19 protein-coding genes are annotated in these 19,070 nt (G+C 63.1%); 3 read left to right on the plus strand and 16 right to left on the minus strand.

Features of this window, described 5'->3' with window-relative positions; genetic code table 11:
• Positions 1-23: 23 nt before the first annotated feature.
• The gene (gene secD / locus E0H22_RS14965; protein WP_233021802.1) at positions 24-1,628 is read right to left on the minus strand and encodes a protein translocase subunit SecD; all 1,605 of its coding nucleotides are present in this window, start codon (positions 1,626-1,628) and stop codon (positions 24-26) included.
• 42 nt (positions 1,629-1,670) lie between these two features.
• Positions 1,671-2,045, minus strand: coding sequence for a preprotein translocase subunit YajC (gene yajC / locus E0H22_RS14970; protein ID WP_233021803.1), 375 nt, complete (start codon positions 2,043-2,045; stop codon positions 1,671-1,673).
• A gap of 191 nt (positions 2,046-2,236) precedes the next feature.
• Here yajC and E0H22_RS14975 point away from each other — a divergent pair, with 191 nt between their 5' ends.
• Positions 2,237-3,208, plus strand: coding sequence for an ATP-binding protein (locus tag E0H22_RS14975; RefSeq protein WP_233021804.1), 972 nt, complete (start codon positions 2,237-2,239; stop codon positions 3,206-3,208).
• Between the two features lie 102 nt (positions 3,209-3,310).
• Here E0H22_RS14975 and E0H22_RS14980 read toward each other — a convergent pair whose 3' ends face one another.
• Both E0H22_RS14980 and E0H22_RS14985 read right to left on the minus strand, forming a co-directional pair.
• The gene (locus E0H22_RS14980; RefSeq protein ID WP_233021805.1) at positions 3,311-4,717 is read right to left on the minus strand and encodes a peptidoglycan DD-metalloendopeptidase family protein; all 1,407 of its coding nucleotides are present in this window, start codon (positions 4,715-4,717) and stop codon (positions 3,311-3,313) included.
• A gap of 106 nt (positions 4,718-4,823) precedes the next feature.
• The gene (locus tag E0H22_RS14985; RefSeq protein WP_233021806.1) at positions 4,824-5,474 is read right to left on the minus strand and encodes a protein-L-isoaspartate(D-aspartate) O-methyltransferase; all 651 of its coding nucleotides are present in this window, start codon (positions 5,472-5,474) and stop codon (positions 4,824-4,826) included.
• A 273-nt stretch (positions 5,475-5,747) separates the two neighbouring features.
• On the opposite strand from E0H22_RS14985, the gene E0H22_RS14990 reads away from it, so the two are divergent.
• The gene (locus E0H22_RS14990) at positions 5,748-6,125 is read left to right on the plus strand and encodes a response regulator (protein ID WP_233021807.1); all 378 of its coding nucleotides are present in this window, start codon (positions 5,748-5,750) and stop codon (positions 6,123-6,125) included.
• Between the two features lie 9 nt (positions 6,126-6,134).
• Here the strand turns inward: E0H22_RS14990 and surE are convergent, their stop codons facing one another.
• Positions 6,135-6,902, minus strand: coding sequence for a 5'/3'-nucleotidase SurE (surE, locus tag E0H22_RS14995; RefSeq protein ID WP_233021808.1), 768 nt, complete (start codon positions 6,900-6,902; stop codon positions 6,135-6,137).
• Between the two features lie 163 nt (positions 6,903-7,065).
• Between surE and E0H22_RS15000 the strand changes: the two genes are divergently transcribed.
• Positions 7,066-7,632: a hypothetical protein gene (locus E0H22_RS15000; protein ID WP_233021809.1), complete on the plus strand. Its 567-nt coding sequence runs from the start codon at positions 7,066-7,068 to the stop codon at positions 7,630-7,632.
• A gap of 18 nt (positions 7,633-7,650) precedes the next feature.
• Here E0H22_RS15000 and serS read toward each other — a convergent pair whose 3' ends face one another.
• The 11 genes from serS to E0H22_RS15055 all read right to left on the minus strand — a co-directional run bounded on the left by serS (position 7,651) and on the right by E0H22_RS15055 (position 19,063).
• The gene (serS, locus tag E0H22_RS15005; RefSeq protein WP_233021810.1) at positions 7,651-8,955 is read right to left on the minus strand and encodes a serine--tRNA ligase; all 1,305 of its coding nucleotides are present in this window, start codon (positions 8,953-8,955) and stop codon (positions 7,651-7,653) included.
• A gap of 87 nt (positions 8,956-9,042) precedes the next feature.
• Entirely contained in the window at positions 9,043-9,249 is a 207-nt protein-coding gene (locus E0H22_RS15010; protein ID WP_233021811.1) for a hypothetical protein, read from the minus strand.
• Between the two features lie 181 nt (positions 9,250-9,430).
• Positions 9,431-10,234: a twin-arginine translocase subunit TatC gene (gene tatC / locus E0H22_RS15015; protein WP_233021812.1), complete on the minus strand. Its 804-nt coding sequence runs from the start codon at positions 10,232-10,234 to the stop codon at positions 9,431-9,433.
• Positions 10,231-10,755 (minus strand): Sec-independent protein translocase protein TatB, encoded by a 525-nt coding sequence (tatB, locus tag E0H22_RS15020; protein ID WP_233021813.1) that lies wholly within the window; start codon positions 10,753-10,755, stop codon positions 10,231-10,233. Before tatB ends, tatC begins: the two co-directional genes overlap by 4 nt.
• Positions 10,756-10,822: 67 nt before the next feature.
• Positions 10,823-11,062 (minus strand): twin-arginine translocase TatA/TatE family subunit, encoded by a 240-nt coding sequence (locus E0H22_RS15025; RefSeq protein WP_233021814.1) that lies wholly within the window; start codon positions 11,060-11,062, stop codon positions 10,823-10,825.
• 141 nt (positions 11,063-11,203) lie between these two features.
• Complete coding sequence (scpB, locus tag E0H22_RS15030; protein ID WP_233021815.1) at positions 11,204-12,358, minus strand: SMC-Scp complex subunit ScpB; 1,155 nt, start codon at positions 12,356-12,358, stop codon at positions 11,204-11,206.
• Positions 12,359-12,379: 21 nt separating this feature from the next.
• Positions 12,380-13,210, minus strand: coding sequence for a segregation and condensation protein A (locus tag E0H22_RS15035; protein WP_233021816.1), 831 nt, complete (start codon positions 13,208-13,210; stop codon positions 12,380-12,382).
• Positions 13,207-14,232 carry a beta-N-acetylhexosaminidase gene (gene nagZ / locus E0H22_RS15040; protein ID WP_233021817.1) on the minus strand — a complete coding sequence of 342 codons (1,026 nt, stop codon included), beginning with the start codon at positions 14,230-14,232 and terminating at the stop codon, positions 13,207-13,209. Before nagZ ends, E0H22_RS15035 begins: the two co-directional genes overlap by 4 nt.
• A gap of 46 nt (positions 14,233-14,278) precedes the next feature.
• Positions 14,279-15,694: an SPOR domain-containing protein gene (locus tag E0H22_RS15045; RefSeq protein ID WP_347340792.1), complete on the minus strand. Its 1,416-nt coding sequence runs from the start codon at positions 15,692-15,694 to the stop codon at positions 14,279-14,281.
• A gap of 199 nt (positions 15,695-15,893) precedes the next feature.
• The gene (argS, locus tag E0H22_RS15050) at positions 15,894-17,696 is read right to left on the minus strand and encodes an arginine--tRNA ligase (protein ID WP_233021819.1); all 1,803 of its coding nucleotides are present in this window, start codon (positions 17,694-17,696) and stop codon (positions 15,894-15,896) included.
• Positions 17,697-17,848: 152 nt separating this feature from the next.
• Complete coding sequence (locus E0H22_RS15055; protein ID WP_233021820.1) at positions 17,849-19,063, minus strand: deoxyguanosinetriphosphate triphosphohydrolase; 1,215 nt, start codon at positions 19,061-19,063, stop codon at positions 17,849-17,851.
• Between the last annotated feature and the right edge of the window lie 7 nt (positions 19,064-19,070).

A 19,070-nucleotide genomic window follows, 5' to 3' on the forward strand; every position in this document is an offset into this window, starting at 1 on the left:
TAGTCAAAGTCTGCTCCGTCAGCTCAGATCGGCACGCGCTGCGGCCGCTTCCACCTGACCCAGGTGGCAACGATCAGTCGGGTCACGGTGAAGGCGGTGAACACCGTCGTGATGATGCCGATGCCGAAGGTCACGGCAAAGCCGCGCACCGGACCAGTGCCGATATAGAACAGCACTGCCGCGGCGATGAAGGTGGTGATGTTGGAATCGAGAATGGTGGCGAGCGCGCGTTTGAAGCCGGCGTCGATGGCGGCGATCGCCGTGCGGCCGCCGCGCAGTTCCTCGCGGATACGCTCGTAGATCAGCACGTTGGAGTCCACCGCGATACCAACCGTGAGCACAATGCCGGCGATACCGGGCAGCGTCAGCGTGGCATTGAGCAGCGACAGGACGCCGAAGATCATGGCGACGTTGATGGCGACAGCGATATTCGCGAACAGGCCGAACAGACGATAGGTCAGCAGCATGAACAGAATGACGAAGATCGAGCCGATATAGGCGGCGAGTTCGCCCTTGGCGATGGAGTCCTGACCGAGGCCGGGACCAACCGTGCGTTCTTCGATGATCGACAGCGGCGCCGGCAGCGCGCCCGCGCGCAGCAGGATTGCGAGGTCATTGGCGCCCTGCACGGTGAACGAGCCCGAAATCTGGCCCGAACCGCCGGTGATCGGCTCACGGATGACCGGCGCCGACACCACCTCGTTATCGAGCACGATGGCGAAAGGCAGGCCGACATTCTTGGTGGTCGCTTCCGCGAACTTGCGGGCACCCGCGGTATTGAAGCGGAACGAGACGATCGGCTCATTGGTGCGCTGGTCGAAGCCCGGTTGCGCATCGGTGAGATCGGCGCCGGAAACCAGCACCTCCTTCTTCACCAGATACGGCACCTTCGGCGAGGTCGAGCTCATCAGGAGATCGGAGTCGGCGGGCACCCGGCCCTGCGCCTGTTCCGCCGGGATCGACGTATCGACCATGCGGAAGTCGAGCTTCGCGGTCTTGCCCAGCAGTTCCTTCAGGCGTGACGGATCCTGCAGGCCCGGCACCTGCACCAGCACGCGGTCGAGGCCCTGACGCTGGATCAGCGGCTCAACAGTGCCGAGTTCGTTGATGCGGCGCTCAATGATCTGCAGCGACTGATCGACCGACTGACGCAACCGGTCGTTGATCGCCGCCTGCGGCACGGTAAAGCGGATCAGCCCGCCGCCGGCGTCGGAGACCTCGAGACTGCGCGCCCCGCTCTGCCCCATGATGCCGCCGAGCGGCTGCGACAGTTCACGCAGCTTGCTGAGCGCGTTCGGAAGATCGGTCTCCCTGGTGATACGAACTTCGACCGCGTCGCCGCGGACATTCAGACCCGTATACTGAACGCGGGGATTGATGTCGCGCAACGTCCGGCGCACGTCATCGCGGACCTGATCCAGCTTGTCCTTCTTGACAGCGGCGGCATCGACTTCGAGCAGGATGTGCGATCCGCCCTGCAGATCGAGGCCCAGCACCAGATGGCGCTGTGCCCATTTCGGCCAGGTCTTCACGGTGGCTTCGGGAATGAAGTTCGGCACAGCGAACAGGCAGACGACCAGCGCCGTCAGGATAATGCCCAGCGCCTTCCACCGTGAGAAATACAACATCGAACAGGTCCGTCAGGATTCGAGGATAAGCGTCGCCGCGAGTTATTTCGCCGCCGCGTCGTCCTTCGCCTCGGTCTTCTCGCCCTTCTCCTTGGCGGGCTCGCCCTTGGTGCGGACGCCGGAGATCATCGAACGCAACTGACGAACGCGGATGCCGTCGGCCAGTTCGAACTCGACCTGCTCGTCGTCCACCACCTTCGTCACCTTGCCGATCAGGCCGCCCGAGGTGACGATGGTGTCACCGCGACGGATATTTTTCACCATTTCGGCGTGATCGCGCACCTTCTTCTGCTGCGGGCGCAGGATCAGGAAATACATGATCACGAAGATCAGCGCGAACGGCAGGAGCGACATCAGCATGCTGTTGGTGTCGTTGCCGGCGGCTGCGGCCTGGGCGAACGCAGGGGTAATGAACATCGGAAGTCCTCAATCGGGCTGGAAATGACCGGCGACGCAGCCGCAGAAAGCCGGCCCTCGCAAATTCGGCGCGGACTATAGCGGCCGGCAGGCCAATTGCAACGCTCCTAACCCCCTTGATGTACAAGCGTTTGTACCGCTTGCGGAGCTGTTCCCGGATGGTTAAGGGTGCGGGCCGAGGAAAGTCAAAAATGTCAAAAAAACCCAATAAAACCAGCCGCCGCCCTGCCCCCAAAGACGCCAAGCCCGCCACCCGCAAGACAGCCGCCGGCCGCCCGCGACCGATGGCCGCCCCCGGCCTGGAAGAGCGCATTGCGGTCGCCCTGGAAGCGATCGCGGCCAACATGGCCGCAGCGAGACCCAAGGTGTCCAATGCCGATTCTCTCGCCAGCGCCGATGCCTTCATTTGGCATCCCGATGGCCGCCTCGCGCCCGTGCCGAAGGTCAGCCGCGTGGAGCTCGACCTGCTGCAGGGCATCAATCAGCAGGTCGATACGCTGATCGAGAACACCCGCCGTTTCGCCAATGGCCTGCCCGCCAATAACGCCCTGCTCTGGGGCGCGCGCGGCATGGGCAAATCGTCCCTGGTGAAGGCCGCACATGCGCGGATCAATGCCAGCAAGTCGGTCAGCGGCCGACTGAAACTGGTCGAGATCCATCGCGAGGACATTGAGAGCCTGCCGCTCCTGATGGCGCAGATCCGCGCCTCGGACTTCTATTTCATTGTGTTCTGCGACGATCTCTCCTTCGACGGCAATGACGCCTCCTACAAGTCGCTCAAGGCCGTGCTTGAAGGCGGCATCGAAGGCCGGCCGGAGAACGTCATCCTTTATGCGACCTCGAATCGCCGCCATCTGCTCGCCCGTGACATGATCGAGAACGAGCGCTCGACCTCGATCAATCCCGGTGAAGCAGTGGAGGAAAAGGTCTCGCTATCGGACCGTTTCGGCCTCTGGCTCGGCTTCCACAAATGCAACCAGGATGAATATCTCGCCATGGTCCGCGGCTATTGCAGCCATTACGCGATGGAGATCGACGACGCCCAGCTCCAACGCGAAGCGCTCGAATGGTCCACCACGCGCGGGTCGCGCTCCGGCCGTGTGGCCTGGCAGTTCGTGCAGGAACTCGCAGGACGCTTGGGGGTGAAGCTGGCGGCGAAGTAAGTCGTCGTGCTCGCCTGGCGCATGAGTATTGTTCTACGCACCGCACGAATAAAAAAGAACGGCACCAGAAGGTGCCGTTTTTTTCCGAGCTGAATGGCAGCGTCATGCACCGTTCAGGAATTGCAGGGGATCGACGGGCGACGAGCCCTTGCGGATTTCGAAGTGCAACTGCGGTGACGAGACCTCGCCGGACTGGCCCGACTTCATGATCACCTGACCACGCTTGATGGTTTCTCCGCGCTTCACCATCAGCTCGCTCGCATGGGCGTAGGCCGTGACATAACCATTGGAGTGACGCACCAGCACGAGATTGCCATAGCCCTTGAGCTCGTTGCCGGCATAGGCCACGACCCCATCCTCGGCGGCCTTGACCGGCGTGCCTTCCGGCACGGCGATGTTGATGCCGTCGTTCGACTTGCCGTTGGTTTTGGCACCGTAGCCAGCCGCAACACGGCCGCGCACCGGCCAGCGGAATGTCGGCAGTGCGCCGGTGGCTTCAGCGGCCTTCGCCGGTGTCTCCGGAGCGGCTTCTTCGGGTGTCGTGGTGGCGCTGGCGAGACGGGCCTTCTGCTGCGGCTCGGCGACCGCGACGCGGGCTGGCGCAGTCACGACGGGAGCAGCCGCGATCGTGGAGGGTGCGCCAAGCGGCGCTGGCGCCGAAGCCGGCGCGGCCGGTGCAGCTGTGACCGCCGTACGCGCGGCAGGGATCGTGATCTTGCTGCCGAGCTTGAGCTGAGCAGTCGGCGACAAACCATTGGCCCGCGCGAGTTCCGCCACCGGGATATTGTTCCGGCGTGAAATGCTCATCAACGTATCACCGCGATTGACATAATGCGTGGTGGACGCGGCAGCTGGTTTTGCCGGCACCGCGGCGGCGACGGCCGGCACGGCAACGGTGCCCTGACGCGGAATGATCAGGGACTGGCCGGGCGACAGCGCACGCGGACCGCGATAGCCGTTTGCCTGCAGGATCGCAGCCTGTGACACATTGTAACGCTTCGACAGACCTTCCAGCGTGTCGCTGGTGCCAACAATGATCGTGGTGCCATTCGACGCAGGCGCAGCAGCGACCGAGCGCGGCGCCGTGCTGCCGGTATGCTCGATCGGCGCACGTGCAGGCGGTGGTGTGTACATGCCGTTACCGCCACCGCTCATCGGCGCAGCAGATGCGACCGGGCGTGGGGCGGACGGATAGGATTGCGGCGCCGAGATGGGCGGCGGCAGCGGTTGCGACGAGTATTGCGGCTGCGGATTATAGGCCGGGCGCTGATACTGCGGCAATTCACGCGGCGCCTGGGCGACCGGGCGCGGCGGCACCGAGCCCGTGGCCTCGCCACCCTGCCAGCCGAACTGGCGATTGCTATTCTGACTGATCTGATTGCTGTCGAAAGTTTGCGAAAGCCTGGTCGACATGTCGGCGCTGCAGCCGGCAAATCCGATCGACATCAACGCCAGCACCGCAACCTGCGGAGAACGACGCGAGCAAAGCAACTCGACAACGCGGGACATTGGTTACTCACTCATACGCAACAAACGACTGAATTGAGTAAACACCGTCTCCGTTACCAAGCCTTTAACCCTGCGGCGAAGATGACAATGTCGATCACGCAGTTGTTCAAAGCTCGCGCGCGATACCCGGCAGCGCCGGAACGAAGCGCACCGCCACCAGCTCGCGGCGCTCGATCGTCCCGCCGCTCTTGCGCATGCGTATCAGCGTCTGCACACCATGATGCGGGCCGACGGGCGCGATCAGAATGCCGCCATCGTCCAGCCGGTCGATTAACGATTGTGGCAGGGTCTCGACCGCCGCGGTGACGATGATACGGTCGAAGACGCCAAGATTGGACCCGAGGTCGAGGCCGTCGCCAAGCATGACCTCGACATTGTAGAGGCCGAGACCTTCCAGTCGCGCCCGCGCGGTCTCGGCCAGCGTTCGATATCGCTCGACGCTCAACACGCCACGGACCAGCTTGGCGAGAACGGCCGCCTGATAGCCCGAACCGGTACCGAGTTCGAGCACGCGATGACTCGGCTCGAGCTGCAGCTGCTCGGTCATATAGGCCACCACGAAGGGCTGACTGATGGTCTGGCCGCAGGAAATCGGCAGGGCGGAATCCCGCCAGGCGTAACCGCGATCGGTCGGATCGACGAAACGGTCGCGCGGCACTTCTTCCATGGCGCGCAACACACGGGCGTCGCTGATGCCGCGGCGGCGCAAACTCAGTTGGAACCGCATTTGTTCGGGCGGATGGCCGGTATCGATCATGGAATGTCCACCCTCAACTTGCGATGGCGTTCCATTACCCCAAATAAGTTGACGTAACCTCGCCGGGAACAAGATCTGCGACTGGGAGCTTTTTGTCCGCCGAGTTCCCGATCAAGGTTGCTCTCCAGAGGCGCGGGGTAATCGGATTTACATCGCGCATGTCGGCGCTGCGCCTGCCATGTCGGGCATATGCGCTTTTGATCGGTGAGTGCGCGATTGCGTTCCAAGGCGGAATTTGCGACCTTCCATTGGGATCATGCAAGGAATGCGGCCATGACTGAATCGAACCAGCCGGGCGGCGCCGTCTTCCTCGTCGAGGACGAGGTGATGATCCGAATGATGGTCGCCGACATGCTGGAAGAACTCGGTTACCGCATCGCGGCCGAAGCCGGCGAAATCAACGAGGCGATCCGCCTTGCCGGTTCCGCCGAATTCGATGTCGCGATCCTCGACGTCAACGTCAACGGCAAGGTGATTTCGCCGGTGGCCGAGGCGCTCGCCGCGCGCAACAAGCCCTTCATTTTTGTGACCGGCTACGGTGCCCAGGGCTTGCCCGAAGAGTTCCGCGATCGACCGGCGCTGCAGAAACCGTTCCAGATGGAAACGCTGGCGCAAATGCTGGTCACGACGCTGAAGGGCGTCGCGGTTTAGGGCAGATCACTACCCCAGTGCTTTTGCCAGCGTCGCGCTGAACGCTTCGTCCGTGCGATCAAGCCGCAGCGGCGTCACCGAAACATAGTGCGCCGCAAGCGCGGCAAGGTCGGTGCCTTCCGGCGGCGCTTCCGCGGCGACGATACGCTCGAAGCCGATCCAGAAATACGGGTTGTTGCGGCCATCGCGGCGCTCGTCGATCCGCAGAAAGCCCTGATTGCGCTTGCCCTGACGCGTCACCACGACGCCCTTCACGGCGTCGGCCGCACAAGCCGGGAAATTGACGTTGATGACGGTGTTCTTCGGCACGCCGGCCTTGATCACCTTCCGTAGCACATCCGGCCCGAATGCCAGCGCCGTCTCCCACTGCGGATTGTGACGCGTTTCCATGGAGAACTCCTGGCTCAACGCCACCGACGGAAAGCCGAGAATGGTACCCTCCAGTGCACCGGCGATGGTGCCGGAATAGACCACGTCCTCGGCGACATTCCGCCCCTTGTTGACGCCGGACAGCACCAGATCGGGCTGCTTGTCCTTGAGGATGTGCCGCGCGCCCATGATGACGCAGTCGGTCGGCGTGCCGCGCACCGCATAGTGCCGCTCGCTCACTTCGCGCAGGCGCAGGGGATCGTTCAGCGACAGTGAATGCGAGACACCGGACTGATCGAGTTCGGGCGCCACGACCCAGACGTCGTCCGACAACTCCCTGGCGATCTGTTCGATGATCTTGAGGCCGGGAGCGTGAATACCGTCGTCGTTGGTGCAGAGAATGCGCATGCGCGTCAGCCCTTTCGATCTTGGCCGACTTCGCCGGCAGCGAACTTTTGCCAGCCCGGCGGGGCTTTTGCCACCCCCTATTCGCCACTGCCCGCTGTGCATTCGCGCCATTTTTCCGGCTCACGGGAACCAGCTGACCGGGAGCGCAGTTCTCTTTTGATAAATGAGTGTCAGTGCGTTCGGACATCAGCGCACGGCCGTCGGTTTGGCCGCAGCGCCCAACGAGGCGACGACGATGGTCACGGTGCTTTATCGGCGAAACTGGCTTGCCATCCCGGCGCTCGCACTCGCCGGCACTGCCGGATGGTTGCTCATGCCAGGCTTTGCAAAAGCGCCGGAGCCCGACCTCATGCTGAACCTGGCAGTCGCCAGTCCGCCAGAGGACGGTACGATCACCGAAATACAGCCCACCCAACCGGCCAACGTGACCGAAACGGTGGATCTCGACCGCGTCCGTCTGTCACGCCAGTCATTCCGGCGCGGCGGCATGGGGTCGCAGGCGCTGCTGACCTTCACCGTCCGCAATGCCAATGCCTACGACATCAAGGATCTCGAACTGCTCTGCGCCTTCAGGAGCCGTGATGGCCGTTACACCACGGAACGCCGCAAGCTGGTGGCAGAGACCGTCGCGATGAAGAGCCGCAAGGCGTTTCCGATGACGCTAGTCGGCCACGTCAACATCCGCGCCTCGAAGGCGAAATGCTCTGTCGTCACCGCAAGCCGGGCATGACGCGCATTCAGGCGCAACTCAGTTCGCCTGAATGACCTTCAGCCCGCCCATATAAGGCTGCAGCACGTCCGGCACCGCAATGGAGCCGTCTTCCTGCTGATAGTTCTCCATGACAGCGATCAGCGCGCGGCCGACCGCCGTACCCGAGCCGTTCAGCGTATGTACGAAACGCGGCTTGCCATCCGGCCCGCGCGAGCGCGCATCCATGCGGCGTGCCTGAAAATCGCCGCACACCGAACAGGACGAGATCTCACGATAGGCGCCGCCCTCGCCCTGCCCCGGCATCCAGACTTCGATGTCATAGGTCTTCTGCGCGGCAAACCCCATATCGCCGGTGCACAGCGTCATGACGCGGTAATGCAGACCGAGTTTGCGCAACACTTCTTCGGCGCAGGAGAGCATGCGCTCATGTTCGTTCCTGCTCTCCTCGGGCGTCGTTACCGAGACGAGTTCGACCTTGGTGAACTGATGCTGCCGGATCATGCCGCGGGTATCGCGACCGGCCGCACCGGCTTCAGCGCGGAAACACGGCGTCAGCGCCGTCATGCGCAGCGGCAGTTCTTTTTCGTCGAGAATGGATTCGCGGACGAGATTGGTGAGCGGGACCTCGGCGGTGGGGATGAGCCAATAGCCCTGACCTTCGCTACCCAACGCGCCAGCTGCAAACTGATCGTCGCGAAACTTCGGCAATTGCGCCGTGCCGAACATCGCATCGTCGCGCACCAGCAGCGGCGGATTGACTTCGGTATAGCCATGCTCGTTCGTATGGAGATCGAGCATGAACTGCCCGATCGCACGCTCGAGACGTGCGAGGCCTTTTCTCAGCACGACAAAGCGCGAGCCCGACAGCTTCGCCGCCGCCTCGAAATCCATGAAGCCCATAGCTTCGCCGATCTCGTAATGCGGCTTCGGCGTGAAGGCGTAATTGCGCTTGGCACCGAAATGATGGCGCTCGACATTGCCATGCTCATCGACGCCATCCGGCACGTCATCCAACGGCAGGTTCGGAATGCCGGCGAGCTCGGTGCGCAGCTGCTCCTCAGCCGCCTTCACCGCCGCTTCCATCTCCGGCATTTTGGTCTTGAGTTCGGCAACCTCGGCCATCAGCGCATTGGCACGCGCCTCGTCCCTGGTCTTCTTGGCCTCGCCAATTTCCTTGGAGGCCGCATTACGCCGCGCCTGTGCCTGCTCGGAGCCCAGGATCGCCGTGCGGCGGGCCTCGTCGATCGCCAGCAACGACGACGACATCGCAGCCAGACCGCGCCGCTTCAACGCAGTGTCAAAGGCCTCGGGATTATCGCGGATCGATTTGATGTCGTGCATGGCGGGATTCCTGAGCGAAAGCGGCTCTGAGTACCCCGAATAGGCGTGATTTGGAACACGAAATGGACTGAAGGTCGCCCCGCCGGTTCAATGTGAACGGAGCAGGAATGCGAGCACACCGATACTGGCAACGATCACACCGACACCTGCGATCACCATTCCGCCAAGCCGAACCGTCAGACGAAGGGTTTGCGCGTCGATTGCCGACATAAATTCCGTCCTGAGCAGAACCATATCGGATTTCAGCTCGGACTTGGCCGCCAAAAGGTCTGATCTAATTGCCAGCTCGGTCATGATGGAGTCCCTCGCCGCTTCGGCATGCGCTTCAGCGTGAGAGCCGGGCAATCCCGCATCACGGAGGCGCTTCGTGTAGCCAAGCGCATCAAATGCGAAGACCACAATCACCTCCCACAACGAGACCAGAAACACAACCTAAGATAGATTGTACTGTGCGTCGTTGCAAGGCGCCGTCGCCCTACTCCACCGTCGTCAAATCCGTCCCGGTCGCCGCCGCGGCCCGCTTGGCTGCGTTCTTCTCGACGATGGCAACGGCGTAGATCGAACCTTCGTAGAGCACCATCAGCGGGATCGCGAGGGACATCTGGCTGATGACGTCAGGCGGCGTCAGCACAGCGGCGATGATGAATGCACCGACAATGAAGTAACGGCGCTTATCGCGCAGCTGTTTGGAGGTGAGGATACCGATCCGGCCGAGCAACGTCAGGATGACCGGCAACTGGAACGCGATGCCGAAGGCAAAGATCAGAGACATCATCAGCGACAGATATTCACCGACCTTCGGCAGCAGCGCGATCTGCGCCGTCTCGGCGCCGCCGGCCTGCTGCATGCCGAGCGAAAAGCGGATCAGCATCGGCAGGACCATGAAATAGACCAGCAGCGTTCCCAGCGCGAAGAAGATCGGCGTCGCGATCAGATAGGGCAGGAACGCGCCGCGCTCGTGCTTGTAGAGGCCGGGCGCGACGAACATGTAGATCTGCGCTGCGATCACGGGAAACGAAATGAAACCCGCGCCGAACATCGCAAGCTTGAGCTGCGTCAGGAAATATTCCAGCAGCGCCGTATAGATGAACTTCGAATTCTCAGGACCCGCCACCCAGACGAACGGCCAAACCAGAACGTTGTAGATTTGCTTGGCAAAGAAGAAGCACACGACAAATGCCACCGCAAATGCCAGCAGCGCCTTGATCAGCCGCGACCGCAGCTCGATCAGATGATCCATCAAGGGGGCCTTCGAGGCCTCGATATCTTCGGCGCTCATAGGGCTTTGGCATTCTTCAGGATGTCGGGATTGCCGGCCTCGGCAGGCTTGGCGCTTCCGCTCGCGACGGGCACGTCGCTTGCGGTCGGTTCGGCCGGCGTCGGCTGGACTTCACGGGTGATCGCCAGCGGCTCATCGACAGCGCTGTGCGCCTCGGCCTCGACAAAGGTCTCCGGCGTCGGCGGTTCGGGTGTGGTCGGCGTCACCGGCGGGGTCGTGACGTTGTCGATCTTGTCGATGGTCATGGCCTCGCTGACATCCTTGGTCAGCGAGGTCATGATGTTGTTCTTGGAAAAGTCGGAGGCGGCGTCCTTGACCTCGTCGAAGGCTTTCTTGACATCGGCCATTTCGGCTTCGCGCATCGCCTCGTTGAACTGACCCTGGAATTCGGCGGCCATGCGGCGGGCCTTACCCATCCATTGCCCGACCATGCGCAGCACACCGGGCAATTCCTTCGGGCCGATGGCGATCAGCGCGACGACGCCGATGACGACCAGTTCACTCCACCCGATGTCGAACATGTAACAACCTGCTCACAGGCCGGACGAGCCGCGCCTTCTGACTCGTCCGCTGCGATCCAACTTGACCTTAGACAGCCTTGCTGCCGACATCCGACCGGTTGGTCGAGGATGCCTGCGGGGCCTGATCGATGGTGCGGTTCGGGTCGGCCGGCTTCTCCGCCGGCTTGTCGTCGTCCGCCATGCCCTTCTTGAAGGCCTTGATGCCCTGGGCGACATCGCCCATGAGGTCGGAAATTTTGCCGCGACCGAACAACAGCAGGACCACCGCGATCACGACGATCCAGTGCCAAATGCTGAGAGAACCCATCCTGCTAACCCTCCAAACACGCAGCCGGCGTACCGGCCAGATTTATCCGGAACGTAGGCTGCGGGTTCGTCAAAAACAAGGACTTAACCACCGTGGAATCGCGGATGGACAAGTCGTAACGTCGCGAGCGTTAATGTCGCATCAGCGATGCTGATCGTCATCCTCGTCCGACCGGGGCGCCTGATCGTCGGACGCGCCCTCGGCGTCGATTTCCCCGTCCTCGCCGTCCTCATCCAGATCGTCTTCGTCGTCGAAGTCGCCATCGTCATCCTGATCGTCGGAGTCGAGTTCCGCGGTCACATCCTCAGCCTGTTCGGCCTCGTCCTGTTCTCTTTCGAGGGTACCGTCCACCCCGCCGTCATCGATCTCGACGGCGCCAAGCGCCGGCACTTCCGATTCCCCAGTGTCGGTCAGATCGGTCATCTCACCAACCTCGACAAAGCCAGCAGCCTCCACGGTCGCATCGTCGGAGGTCGCAGTTTGGGCCTGTTGCCCCTGCGCTTCCGGGAACTCCGGATCGGGCTCGGACAGCGCGAGGTGCAGCTCGCCCTCCTCCAGCGGATCCTCGTCCTCGCGCAGCTGCGGATCGTCGGATGGGTTTGGTACGCTGAAACCGGCCGGCAGGCGCGAGTCGAGCAGGCCCGTACCCTTGAGCTCTTCGAGACCCGGCAGATCGCCGAGAGCCTCAAGGCCAAACTGGGACAGGAAGGTATCGGTGGTGCCAAAGGTCAGCGGACGGCCCGGTGTCTTGCGGCGACCGCGGGGCTTGATCCAGCCGGTTTCCAGCAGCACGTCAAGCGTGCCCTTGGAGGTGACCACGCCGCGGATGTCTTCGATCTCGGCGCGGGTCACTGGTTGATGATAGGCCACGATCGCCAACACCTCGACGGCAGCACGGGACAGCTTCTTGGTCTCGCTGACCTCGCGGGTCATGAGCCAGGCTAGATCGCCGGCGGTGCGGAAAGTCCATTTGTTGGCGATGCGCACCAGATTGATGCCGCGCATGGCGTAATCCGCTTGCAGCGCCTCCAGCGCCTTCTTGACATTCACGCCTTCAGGCATGCGCTTGGCGAGCGCCGACTGGTCCAGCGGCTCGGTAGAGGCGAATAGCAGCGCTTCGAGGATACGCAGTTCTTCCGGACGCGCGGCAACCTCCTGCGCCTCATTCTGCTGAACGGCATCCTGCTGAGCCGCGTCTTCGGCGACGGCTTCGTTCGGCTGAACGGCCTCGCCCTGCTGCATGTCCTCGATCTGATCCTCGACAACGTCGACGCGTTTTTCGGCAACACTTGCCATGTCCGGATCTCCTTCTCTCACTTACTCGACCGGAACTTCCGGGGCCACAGGCACGGGCGGAGGGCCTACATGCTTGCGGAAATACAAGGGTGCAAATGCTTCGCTCTGGCTGAGATCGAGCGCGCCTTCGCGGACAAGCTCAAGCGCCGCTGCAAAGCTCGACGCCATCACGGTGGCGCGCTGCTGTGGATCGGGCACATAGGCCAGCAGATATTCGTCGAGCCGGCTCCAGTCCTCGGCCATGCCGATGAGCCGTTCCAGCGAGGCACGGGCCTCGCTCAGAGACCACACGGTCCGCTTGGCGAGATGGACACGGGTCAGCACACGGGCTTGACGCTGGGTCGCATAGGCCGACAGCAGATCGTAGAGCGTCGCCGTGAATTTCTGCTGTTTGATCTCGGCAATCTGCTCCGGCATGCCGCGCGGGAAGGTTTCGCGGCCGAGCTGCGGCCGGGCCATCAGCTGGTCGGCGGCGCTGCGGATCGCTTCGAGACGACGCAGCCGGTTGGCCAGCGCGGTCGCCATGTCTTCGGCGCTAGGTCCTTCCTCCGTCGTCGTCTGCTCCGGCAGCAGCAGGCGCGACTTCAGGAAGGCCAGCCAGGCCGCCATCACGAGATAGTCCGCGGCGAGTTCCAACCGGATCTTCCGCGCTTCTTCGATAAACAGCAGGTACTGGTCTGCAAGCGCGAGGATCGAGATCTTGTGCAGGTCGACCTTCTGCTGGCGGGCGAGCGTCAGCAGCAGATCGAGCGGGCCTTCATAGCCCTCGACGTCGATGACCAGCGCCGGCTCGTCATTGGGAACGATCTCGGCTGGCCGCCCGGTTTCAAACGACAGAATTTCGGCGCTCATGCGCTGGCTCCCGCCCGTGCGATCAGTTGGTCGAGTTCCGCCCGTCCAGCGGCGCGGTCAAACGGTTGCGGCTGCCGACGCGCCGCGATGGCCTCACGGGCCCGCTCGTCGGCCTTCCCCTTGAGCAGCGGCGTTTCCCTGGCCACGGCCTGCATCTCGTCGAGCTTGCCGTTGCAGTGCAGGACGACGTCACAGCCCGCGCTCACGATCGCGCGGGTCCGCTCGGCGATCGACCCCGCCAGAGCATTCATCGACACGTCATCACTCATCAACAAACCCTGGAACCCGATACTTCCGCGAATCACCTGCTCGATGATTGTCGCAGAAGTCGTGGCCGGCTGAGTGGCGTCCAGAGCGTTAAACACAACATGTGCCGTCATCGCCATCGGCAGGTCGGCAAGCGGACGAAACGCTTCGAAATCAGAAGCTTCCAGCTCTTTCTTCGAGCTATTTACTACCGGAAGTCTATGGTGGCTGTCAGCATTGGCCCGGCCGTGCCCCGGAATATGCTTGAGCACCGGCAGAACACCGCCATCGGCCAGACCATCGCTCACCGCTCGCGCGATGGCCGCAACCTTGACCGGATTCGTGCCGTAAGCACGATTGCCGATCACGGCATCGGCTCCGTCGACCGGCACATCGGCCAGCGGCAGGCAGTCCACGGTGATGCCGAGGTCGACCAGATCCCCGGCGATGAGCCGAGAGCTCAGCCAGGCCGCCCGCAAGCCCAGCTCCGGCTGGATATCGTGGAGCGCGCCAAAGACCGCGCCAGGCGGATAGACTGGCCAATGCGGCGGCCCCAGACGTTGAACCCGGCCGCCTTCCTGGTCGATCAGGACCGGAGCCCCCAGATCACCTGTCGTCCCACGCAACTCCTCAATCAACGCAGCAACTTGCGACGGATTATCAATGTTTCGCTTGAAGAGGATAAAACCCCACGGCCGCTCTGCGCGCAAAAATGCGCGCTCGTCTGCCGTCAGCTCGAGGCCGGAAACGCCGGTTATGAAAGCGCGGTTGCTCATGGGGCCGATTAGGCCCCATCACCACGCAGGGTCAAGGAAAGCGCCGTTAATTCCTTTGGACGACGCACTGTCCGCCGGCAGATTTCAGGTTCCCGCACAGCTGCTGGGCGTCTTCAGACGAAAGCGGCCCGACCATCGCGCGGTAGTAAGTCCCCTTGTCTCCGAGATCGGCTCTCTTGATCAGTGGAGAACGGGATCCCAATACCGACGGGAACTTGTTCTGCAGAGCCCTGAACGAAGCTCTGGCATCGGAGTCACTACGCTGCGACGACACCTGGACTACATAGCCGCCGGTCGCCGCCGAGGACGGCGGAGCGATATCCTGCGGCGCCGTGTTCAGCGAGGCCGAACGCGTCGTGGGCGCCACGGGGGCGGACTGCGGCGTCAATGACATCGGAGCGTTGGCCGAGGCGTTCGAATTGACGGCCGGCGTCGGCGCTGGAGCCGGAGCCGTCAGCTTGGCTGGCGCCTGGCGCGTGGCAGGCGTTGCCATCGCATCGGACTGATCGCCACGGATCGGGAGCGTACGAACCCGGCGCGGCTCGTCACCGTTCATGGCACCATTGCCCACCATCGGCTTGTTCGCCGGGGAAACGCTGGCGGTGGTCGGCGGATTGCTGTTCTGGTTCAACGGCGGAAACACCACGCGCGGCCCGCCGGCCTTGGTGGCGTCCTGCACATTCACCGGCTGCTCCTCGCGCGACACCAGGCGCTCCTGCCCGGTGGCGAGACGATCGAGCTGCTTGCCGCTGTCATTCGACGCCGTCGCCGATGGCGGCACGATCTTGTTGGGGCCGGGATCGGCCTTGATCACCGGCGGCTCGCCGCTACGCGTCGATCCGATGAAGGTGCGATAAGCGAAGGCGCCGCCGGTACCGATCACCGCCAGGGCGAGCACGGCCGCAACGGTCATCATACCGCCGCGACGTTTCGGACGCTCGTCTTCGTCGGCGATGTCAGGCTGATGATAGGCGTAGGGATCGTCCTGATACTGATCCTGCTGATAGGCCTGATGCCCGTGCTCGGGCTGGCCGTAGAGTGCGTCGTCGTAGCGGTTCGGATCGAGCGGCTGTTCCGGCACCTGCGGATGACCATAGGCGTCGTAGCCCGCATGCGGCTGCTGCTCGTAACCCTGCGCCGCATAGTCCTGCGGGGCGTAACCGCTGGCGGCATAAGCCTCGGCATCATGATGCTGCGAGGCCTGCTGGTAGTTCTGCCGGAAATCGAATTCCGACTCGGCCTCGCTGTAATGCTGCTCCTCCGGCTCAGCCGGCTGCTGGGCGCGCTGCGCGGCGACGCGCTGCATCCATGGCGGCGGAGTCGGCGCAGCTTCGAACTGCTCCTCGGGCTCGTCCTGATAGGGAGACGCCGGCTCGGCCCGACGCTGCTGGGCGGCGGCTTGACGCGCAGGCGCGGAAGCGAAGGGATCGGTCTGGCCTATCAAGCGTGCCAGCTCAGCCAAGGGATCGCCCTCGCCGTGCGCACGCGGATCGTTATGGCCGGCATCCGCGGGGTAAGATCGGTTCTGGTATCGATTGACCATGGTGATGTCACATCCCCTGCGGGAAAGCTGTCACCTCGCCGACCGGACGAGATTGACGCCTGTCATTGACCGCGGCACACCCCCATGCCGCGACCATTCCCAAATTGCTACTCAACTACTAACGCATCTCGTCCGGAGCAGAGACGCCGAGCACGGCGAGACCTGACCTAAGAACGGAAACGATGCTCTGCACGAGTGCCAGACGTGCTTTGGTAAGTTGTGCATCATTAGTGATAATGAAGCGTAAATGAGGCGCATCGCGCCCCTGGGTCCAGTGCGCGTGGAAGGCACTGGCCAGATCGTAGAGGTAGAATGCGATCCGGTGCGGCTCATGGGCAATGGCAGCCGCCTCGATCATACGCGGATACAGCGCAAGCTGCCGCAGCAGGCTGAGTTCGGCGGTATCGTCCAGCCGCTCGACCGCCGCATCCTGGAGATAAGCGATCCGGGGTCCTTCTTCCAGAGGAAGCCCGGCCATTTCCGGCATCTGTTCCCGCGCATTGCGGAAGATCGAATGACCGCGGGCATGACCATACTGGACGTAGAAAACGGCATTGTCCTTGGACTGCTCGATCACCTTCGCAAGGTCGAAATCCAGCACCGCGTCGTTCTTCCGGAACAGCATCATGAAGCGAACGGCGTCGGAGCCAACCTCATCCACCACCTCGCGCAAGGTGACGAAATCGCCGGAGCGCTTCGACATCTTGACCGGCTCGCCATTGCGCAGCAGCTTGACCAGCTGGACGATCTTCACATCCAGTTCGCCCTTGCCGTCGGTCACGGCCTTGATCGCCGCCTGCACGCGCTTGATATAGCCGCCGTGATCGGCGCCCCAGACGTCCACCATGTTGTGGAAGCCGCGATCGACCTTGGTCTTGTGATAGGCGATGTCGGAGGCAAAATAAGTGTAGCCGCCATTCGACTTCAGGAGCGGACGATCGACATCGTCGCCATAAGCGGTGGCACGGAACAGCGTCTGCTCGCGATCCTCGTAATCGTCGACCGGCTTGCCCTTCGGCGGCGGCAACCGACCTTCATAGACATCGCCCTTTGCACGCAGGAAGTCGATGGTCGCGCCGACCTGATCGATCGCGCCCGTAATCAGCGACCGCTCCGAAAAGAAGACTTCGTGACTGATGTTCAAGGCAGCGAGATCACCCTTGATCATCTCCATCATCATCTCGATGGCTTTTGCGCGTGTGATCGGCAGCCACTGCTCTTCAGGCATCTCGTTCAGCGCGGCGCCGTGCTCGGCGGCCAGCGCCTGCCCGACCGGCTTCAGATAGTCGCCGGGATACAGGCCTTCCGGGATTTCGCCGATGGCCTCGCCGAGCGCCTCGCGATAGCGCAGGAAGGCGGAGCGGCCGAGCACATCGACCTGTGCTCCGGCATCGTTGATGTAGTATTCGCGGGTGACGTCGTAGCCGGCAACATCGAGCAGACTCGCCAGCGCATCGCCGAACACCGCGCCGCGGCAATGGCCGACATGCATCGGACCGGTCGGATTGGCCGAGACATATTCGACATTGACCTTCTCGCCGGCGCCGATGGCGCTGCGGCCATAGGCATCGCCGTCGCGCAAGACGGCACGCAACGCCTCGGCCCACACGGAGGTCTTCAGCGTCAGATTGATGAAGCCGGGACCGGCGACATCGACCGAGGTGACAAGGTCGTCCGCGCGCAGCTTGGCTGCGATGGCATCGGCGAGATCGCGGGGCTTCGCCTTCGCCTCCTTCGCCAGCACCATCGCGGCATTGCTCGCCATGTCGCCATGCGACGCATCCTTGGTCGGCTCGACGACAATGCGCGACAGATCGATGCCGGCAGGCAGCACGCCTTCGGCGATGAGATCGTTGCAGACCGCGTGCACGCGGGCGAGCACATTGGCGAACAGATGCGGCGTCGGAGCAGAAGTGGTCATTCGATACGGGAACCGGGCTGAGCCGGACTCACCCGGCATGAATGTTTCGGCGTCATTAGCATGGCGCGTTTGCATTTGCGCGCGGTTTGCACGCAAGCGCGCGACGGTTTGCAAATCCGTATATTTCACAATAAAAGCAATAGCTTATTGATTCAACGCAATTCCGGAGTGCTGTCGAACAGCCGGATATGCTCGGTGATGGCGAAACGGTCGGTCATCCCGGCAATGAAATTGCCGATCCGCCGCGCCTGCTCCGCCTCCGATGCCGCCTCACCATCCGATGAGGGTTGCCATTCGGGCGGCAGATCTTCGGGGCGGCGCGTGTAGCGGGAGAACAGATCGGCCACCAGGCACTCCGCTTCGACCATCACCCGCATCACCCGGGGATGGCGATACATGCCGGTCCAGAGGAAGGATTTGATGGCGCGCTCCGCATCAGCCGCCTCGGCCGAAAATGCGATCAGCTGACGGCCGCAGTGACGGACCTCCTCAGCCGAAAGCGGCCTTACCTCGTCGAGCCGGCGCTGCGCCTCGCCGACGACAGAGCCGATCAAATAGGAAATCAGCTCGCGCACCAGTTCGGCGCCCCGCCGATCCTGATCGAGACCGGGATACCTGCGATCGATCTCGGCGATGATGCCGGCGGCCAGCGGAATCGCCTTCAGATCATCGATACCAAACAGGCCGGCACGCAGGCCGTCGTCGATATCGTGGGCATCATAGGCGATATCGTCGGCGATCGCCGCGGCCTGCGCCTCCAGCGAGGCGAAACTGCCGAGTTCGAGATCGAGGCTTCGGTTGAACGTCGTGATGCCGAGAGGCAGGCCGTGCTGCGCGTAACGCGCCAGCGGCGAACCGTCCGCGGCCGTCAACGGGCCGTTGTGCTTGACGATACCCTCAAGGGATTCCCAAGTCAGGTTCAGCCCGTCAAAATCAGGGTAGCGATGCTCGAGCGCCGTAACCACCCGCAGCGCCTGGGCGTTGTGATCGAAGCCACCATGAGCTTCGAGACAGGTGTCGAGGGCGCGCTCGCCGGCATGGCCGAACGGGGGATGGCCGAGATCGTGGGCCAGCGCCAGCGTCTCGGTCAAATCCTCGTCGAGGCCGAGCTGCCGTGCCACCGCCCGGGCGATCTGGGCGACTTCCAGCGTGTGTGTCAGGCGCGTGCGGTAATGGTCGCCCTCATGAAACACGAAGACCTGGGTCTTGTGCTTCAGCCGCCGGAACGCCGTGGAGTGGATCACACGGTCGCAGTCCCGGCGGAAGGCGCTCCGGGTCCGGCTCGGCGCTTCCGGGAACTGGCGGCCGCGGCTGCGATCGGGGTCGCAGGCAAAGGGAGCGCGGGGAGCTGCCATTCCGACCGACACGGCTGTT

The sequence above is a fragment of the Rhodopseudomonas boonkerdii genome (genome assembly GCF_021184025.1).
GTDB classification, from domain to species: Bacteria; Pseudomonadota; Alphaproteobacteria; order Rhizobiales; family Xanthobacteraceae; genus Tardiphaga; species Tardiphaga boonkerdii.

Excerpts from the sequence above, each read along its gene's own strand:
- secD (WP_233021802.1), bottom strand. The coding sequence starts at position 1,628 with ATGTTGTATTTCTCACGGTGGAAGGCGCTGGGCATTATCCTGACGGCG.
- yajC (WP_233021803.1), bottom strand. The coding sequence starts at position 2,045 with ATGTTCATTACCCCTGCGTTCGCCCAGGCCGCAGCCGCCGGCAACGAC.
- E0H22_RS14975 (WP_233021804.1), top strand. The coding sequence starts at position 2,237 with ATGTCAAAAAAACCCAATAAAACCAGCCGCCGCCCTGCCCCCAAAGAC.
- E0H22_RS14980 (WP_233021805.1), bottom strand. The coding sequence starts at position 4,717 with ATGTCCCGCGTTGTCGAGTTGCTTTGCTCGCGTCGTTCTCCGCAGGTT.
- E0H22_RS14985 (WP_233021806.1), bottom strand. The coding sequence starts at position 5,474 with ATGATCGATACCGGCCATCCGCCCGAACAAATGCGGTTCCAACTGAGT.
- E0H22_RS14990 (WP_233021807.1), top strand. The coding sequence starts at position 5,748 with ATGACTGAATCGAACCAGCCGGGCGGCGCCGTCTTCCTCGTCGAGGAC.
- surE (WP_233021808.1), bottom strand. The coding sequence starts at position 6,902 with ATGCGCATTCTCTGCACCAACGACGACGGTATTCACGCTCCCGGCCTC.
- E0H22_RS15000 (WP_233021809.1), top strand. The coding sequence starts at position 7,066 with ATGAGTGTCAGTGCGTTCGGACATCAGCGCACGGCCGTCGGTTTGGCC.
- serS (WP_233021810.1), bottom strand. The coding sequence starts at position 8,955 with ATGCACGACATCAAATCGATCCGCGATAATCCCGAGGCCTTTGACACT.
- E0H22_RS15010 (WP_233021811.1), bottom strand. The coding sequence starts at position 9,249 with ATGACCGAGCTGGCAATTAGATCAGACCTTTTGGCGGCCAAGTCCGAG.
- tatC (WP_233021812.1), bottom strand. The coding sequence starts at position 10,234 with ATGAGCGCCGAAGATATCGAGGCCTCGAAGGCCCCCTTGATGGATCAT.
- tatB (WP_233021813.1), bottom strand. The coding sequence starts at position 10,755 with ATGTTCGACATCGGGTGGAGTGAACTGGTCGTCATCGGCGTCGTCGCG.
- E0H22_RS15025 (WP_233021814.1), bottom strand. The coding sequence starts at position 11,062 with ATGGGTTCTCTCAGCATTTGGCACTGGATCGTCGTGATCGCGGTGGTC.
- scpB (WP_233021815.1), bottom strand. The coding sequence starts at position 12,358 with ATGGCAAGTGTTGCCGAAAAACGCGTCGACGTTGTCGAGGATCAGATC.
- E0H22_RS15035 (WP_233021816.1), bottom strand. The coding sequence starts at position 13,210 with ATGAGCGCCGAAATTCTGTCGTTTGAAACCGGGCGGCCAGCCGAGATC.
- nagZ (WP_233021817.1), bottom strand. The coding sequence starts at position 14,232 with ATGAGCAACCGCGCTTTCATAACCGGCGTTTCCGGCCTCGAGCTGACG.
- argS (WP_233021819.1), bottom strand. The coding sequence starts at position 17,696 with ATGACCACTTCTGCTCCGACGCCGCATCTGTTCGCCAATGTGCTCGCC.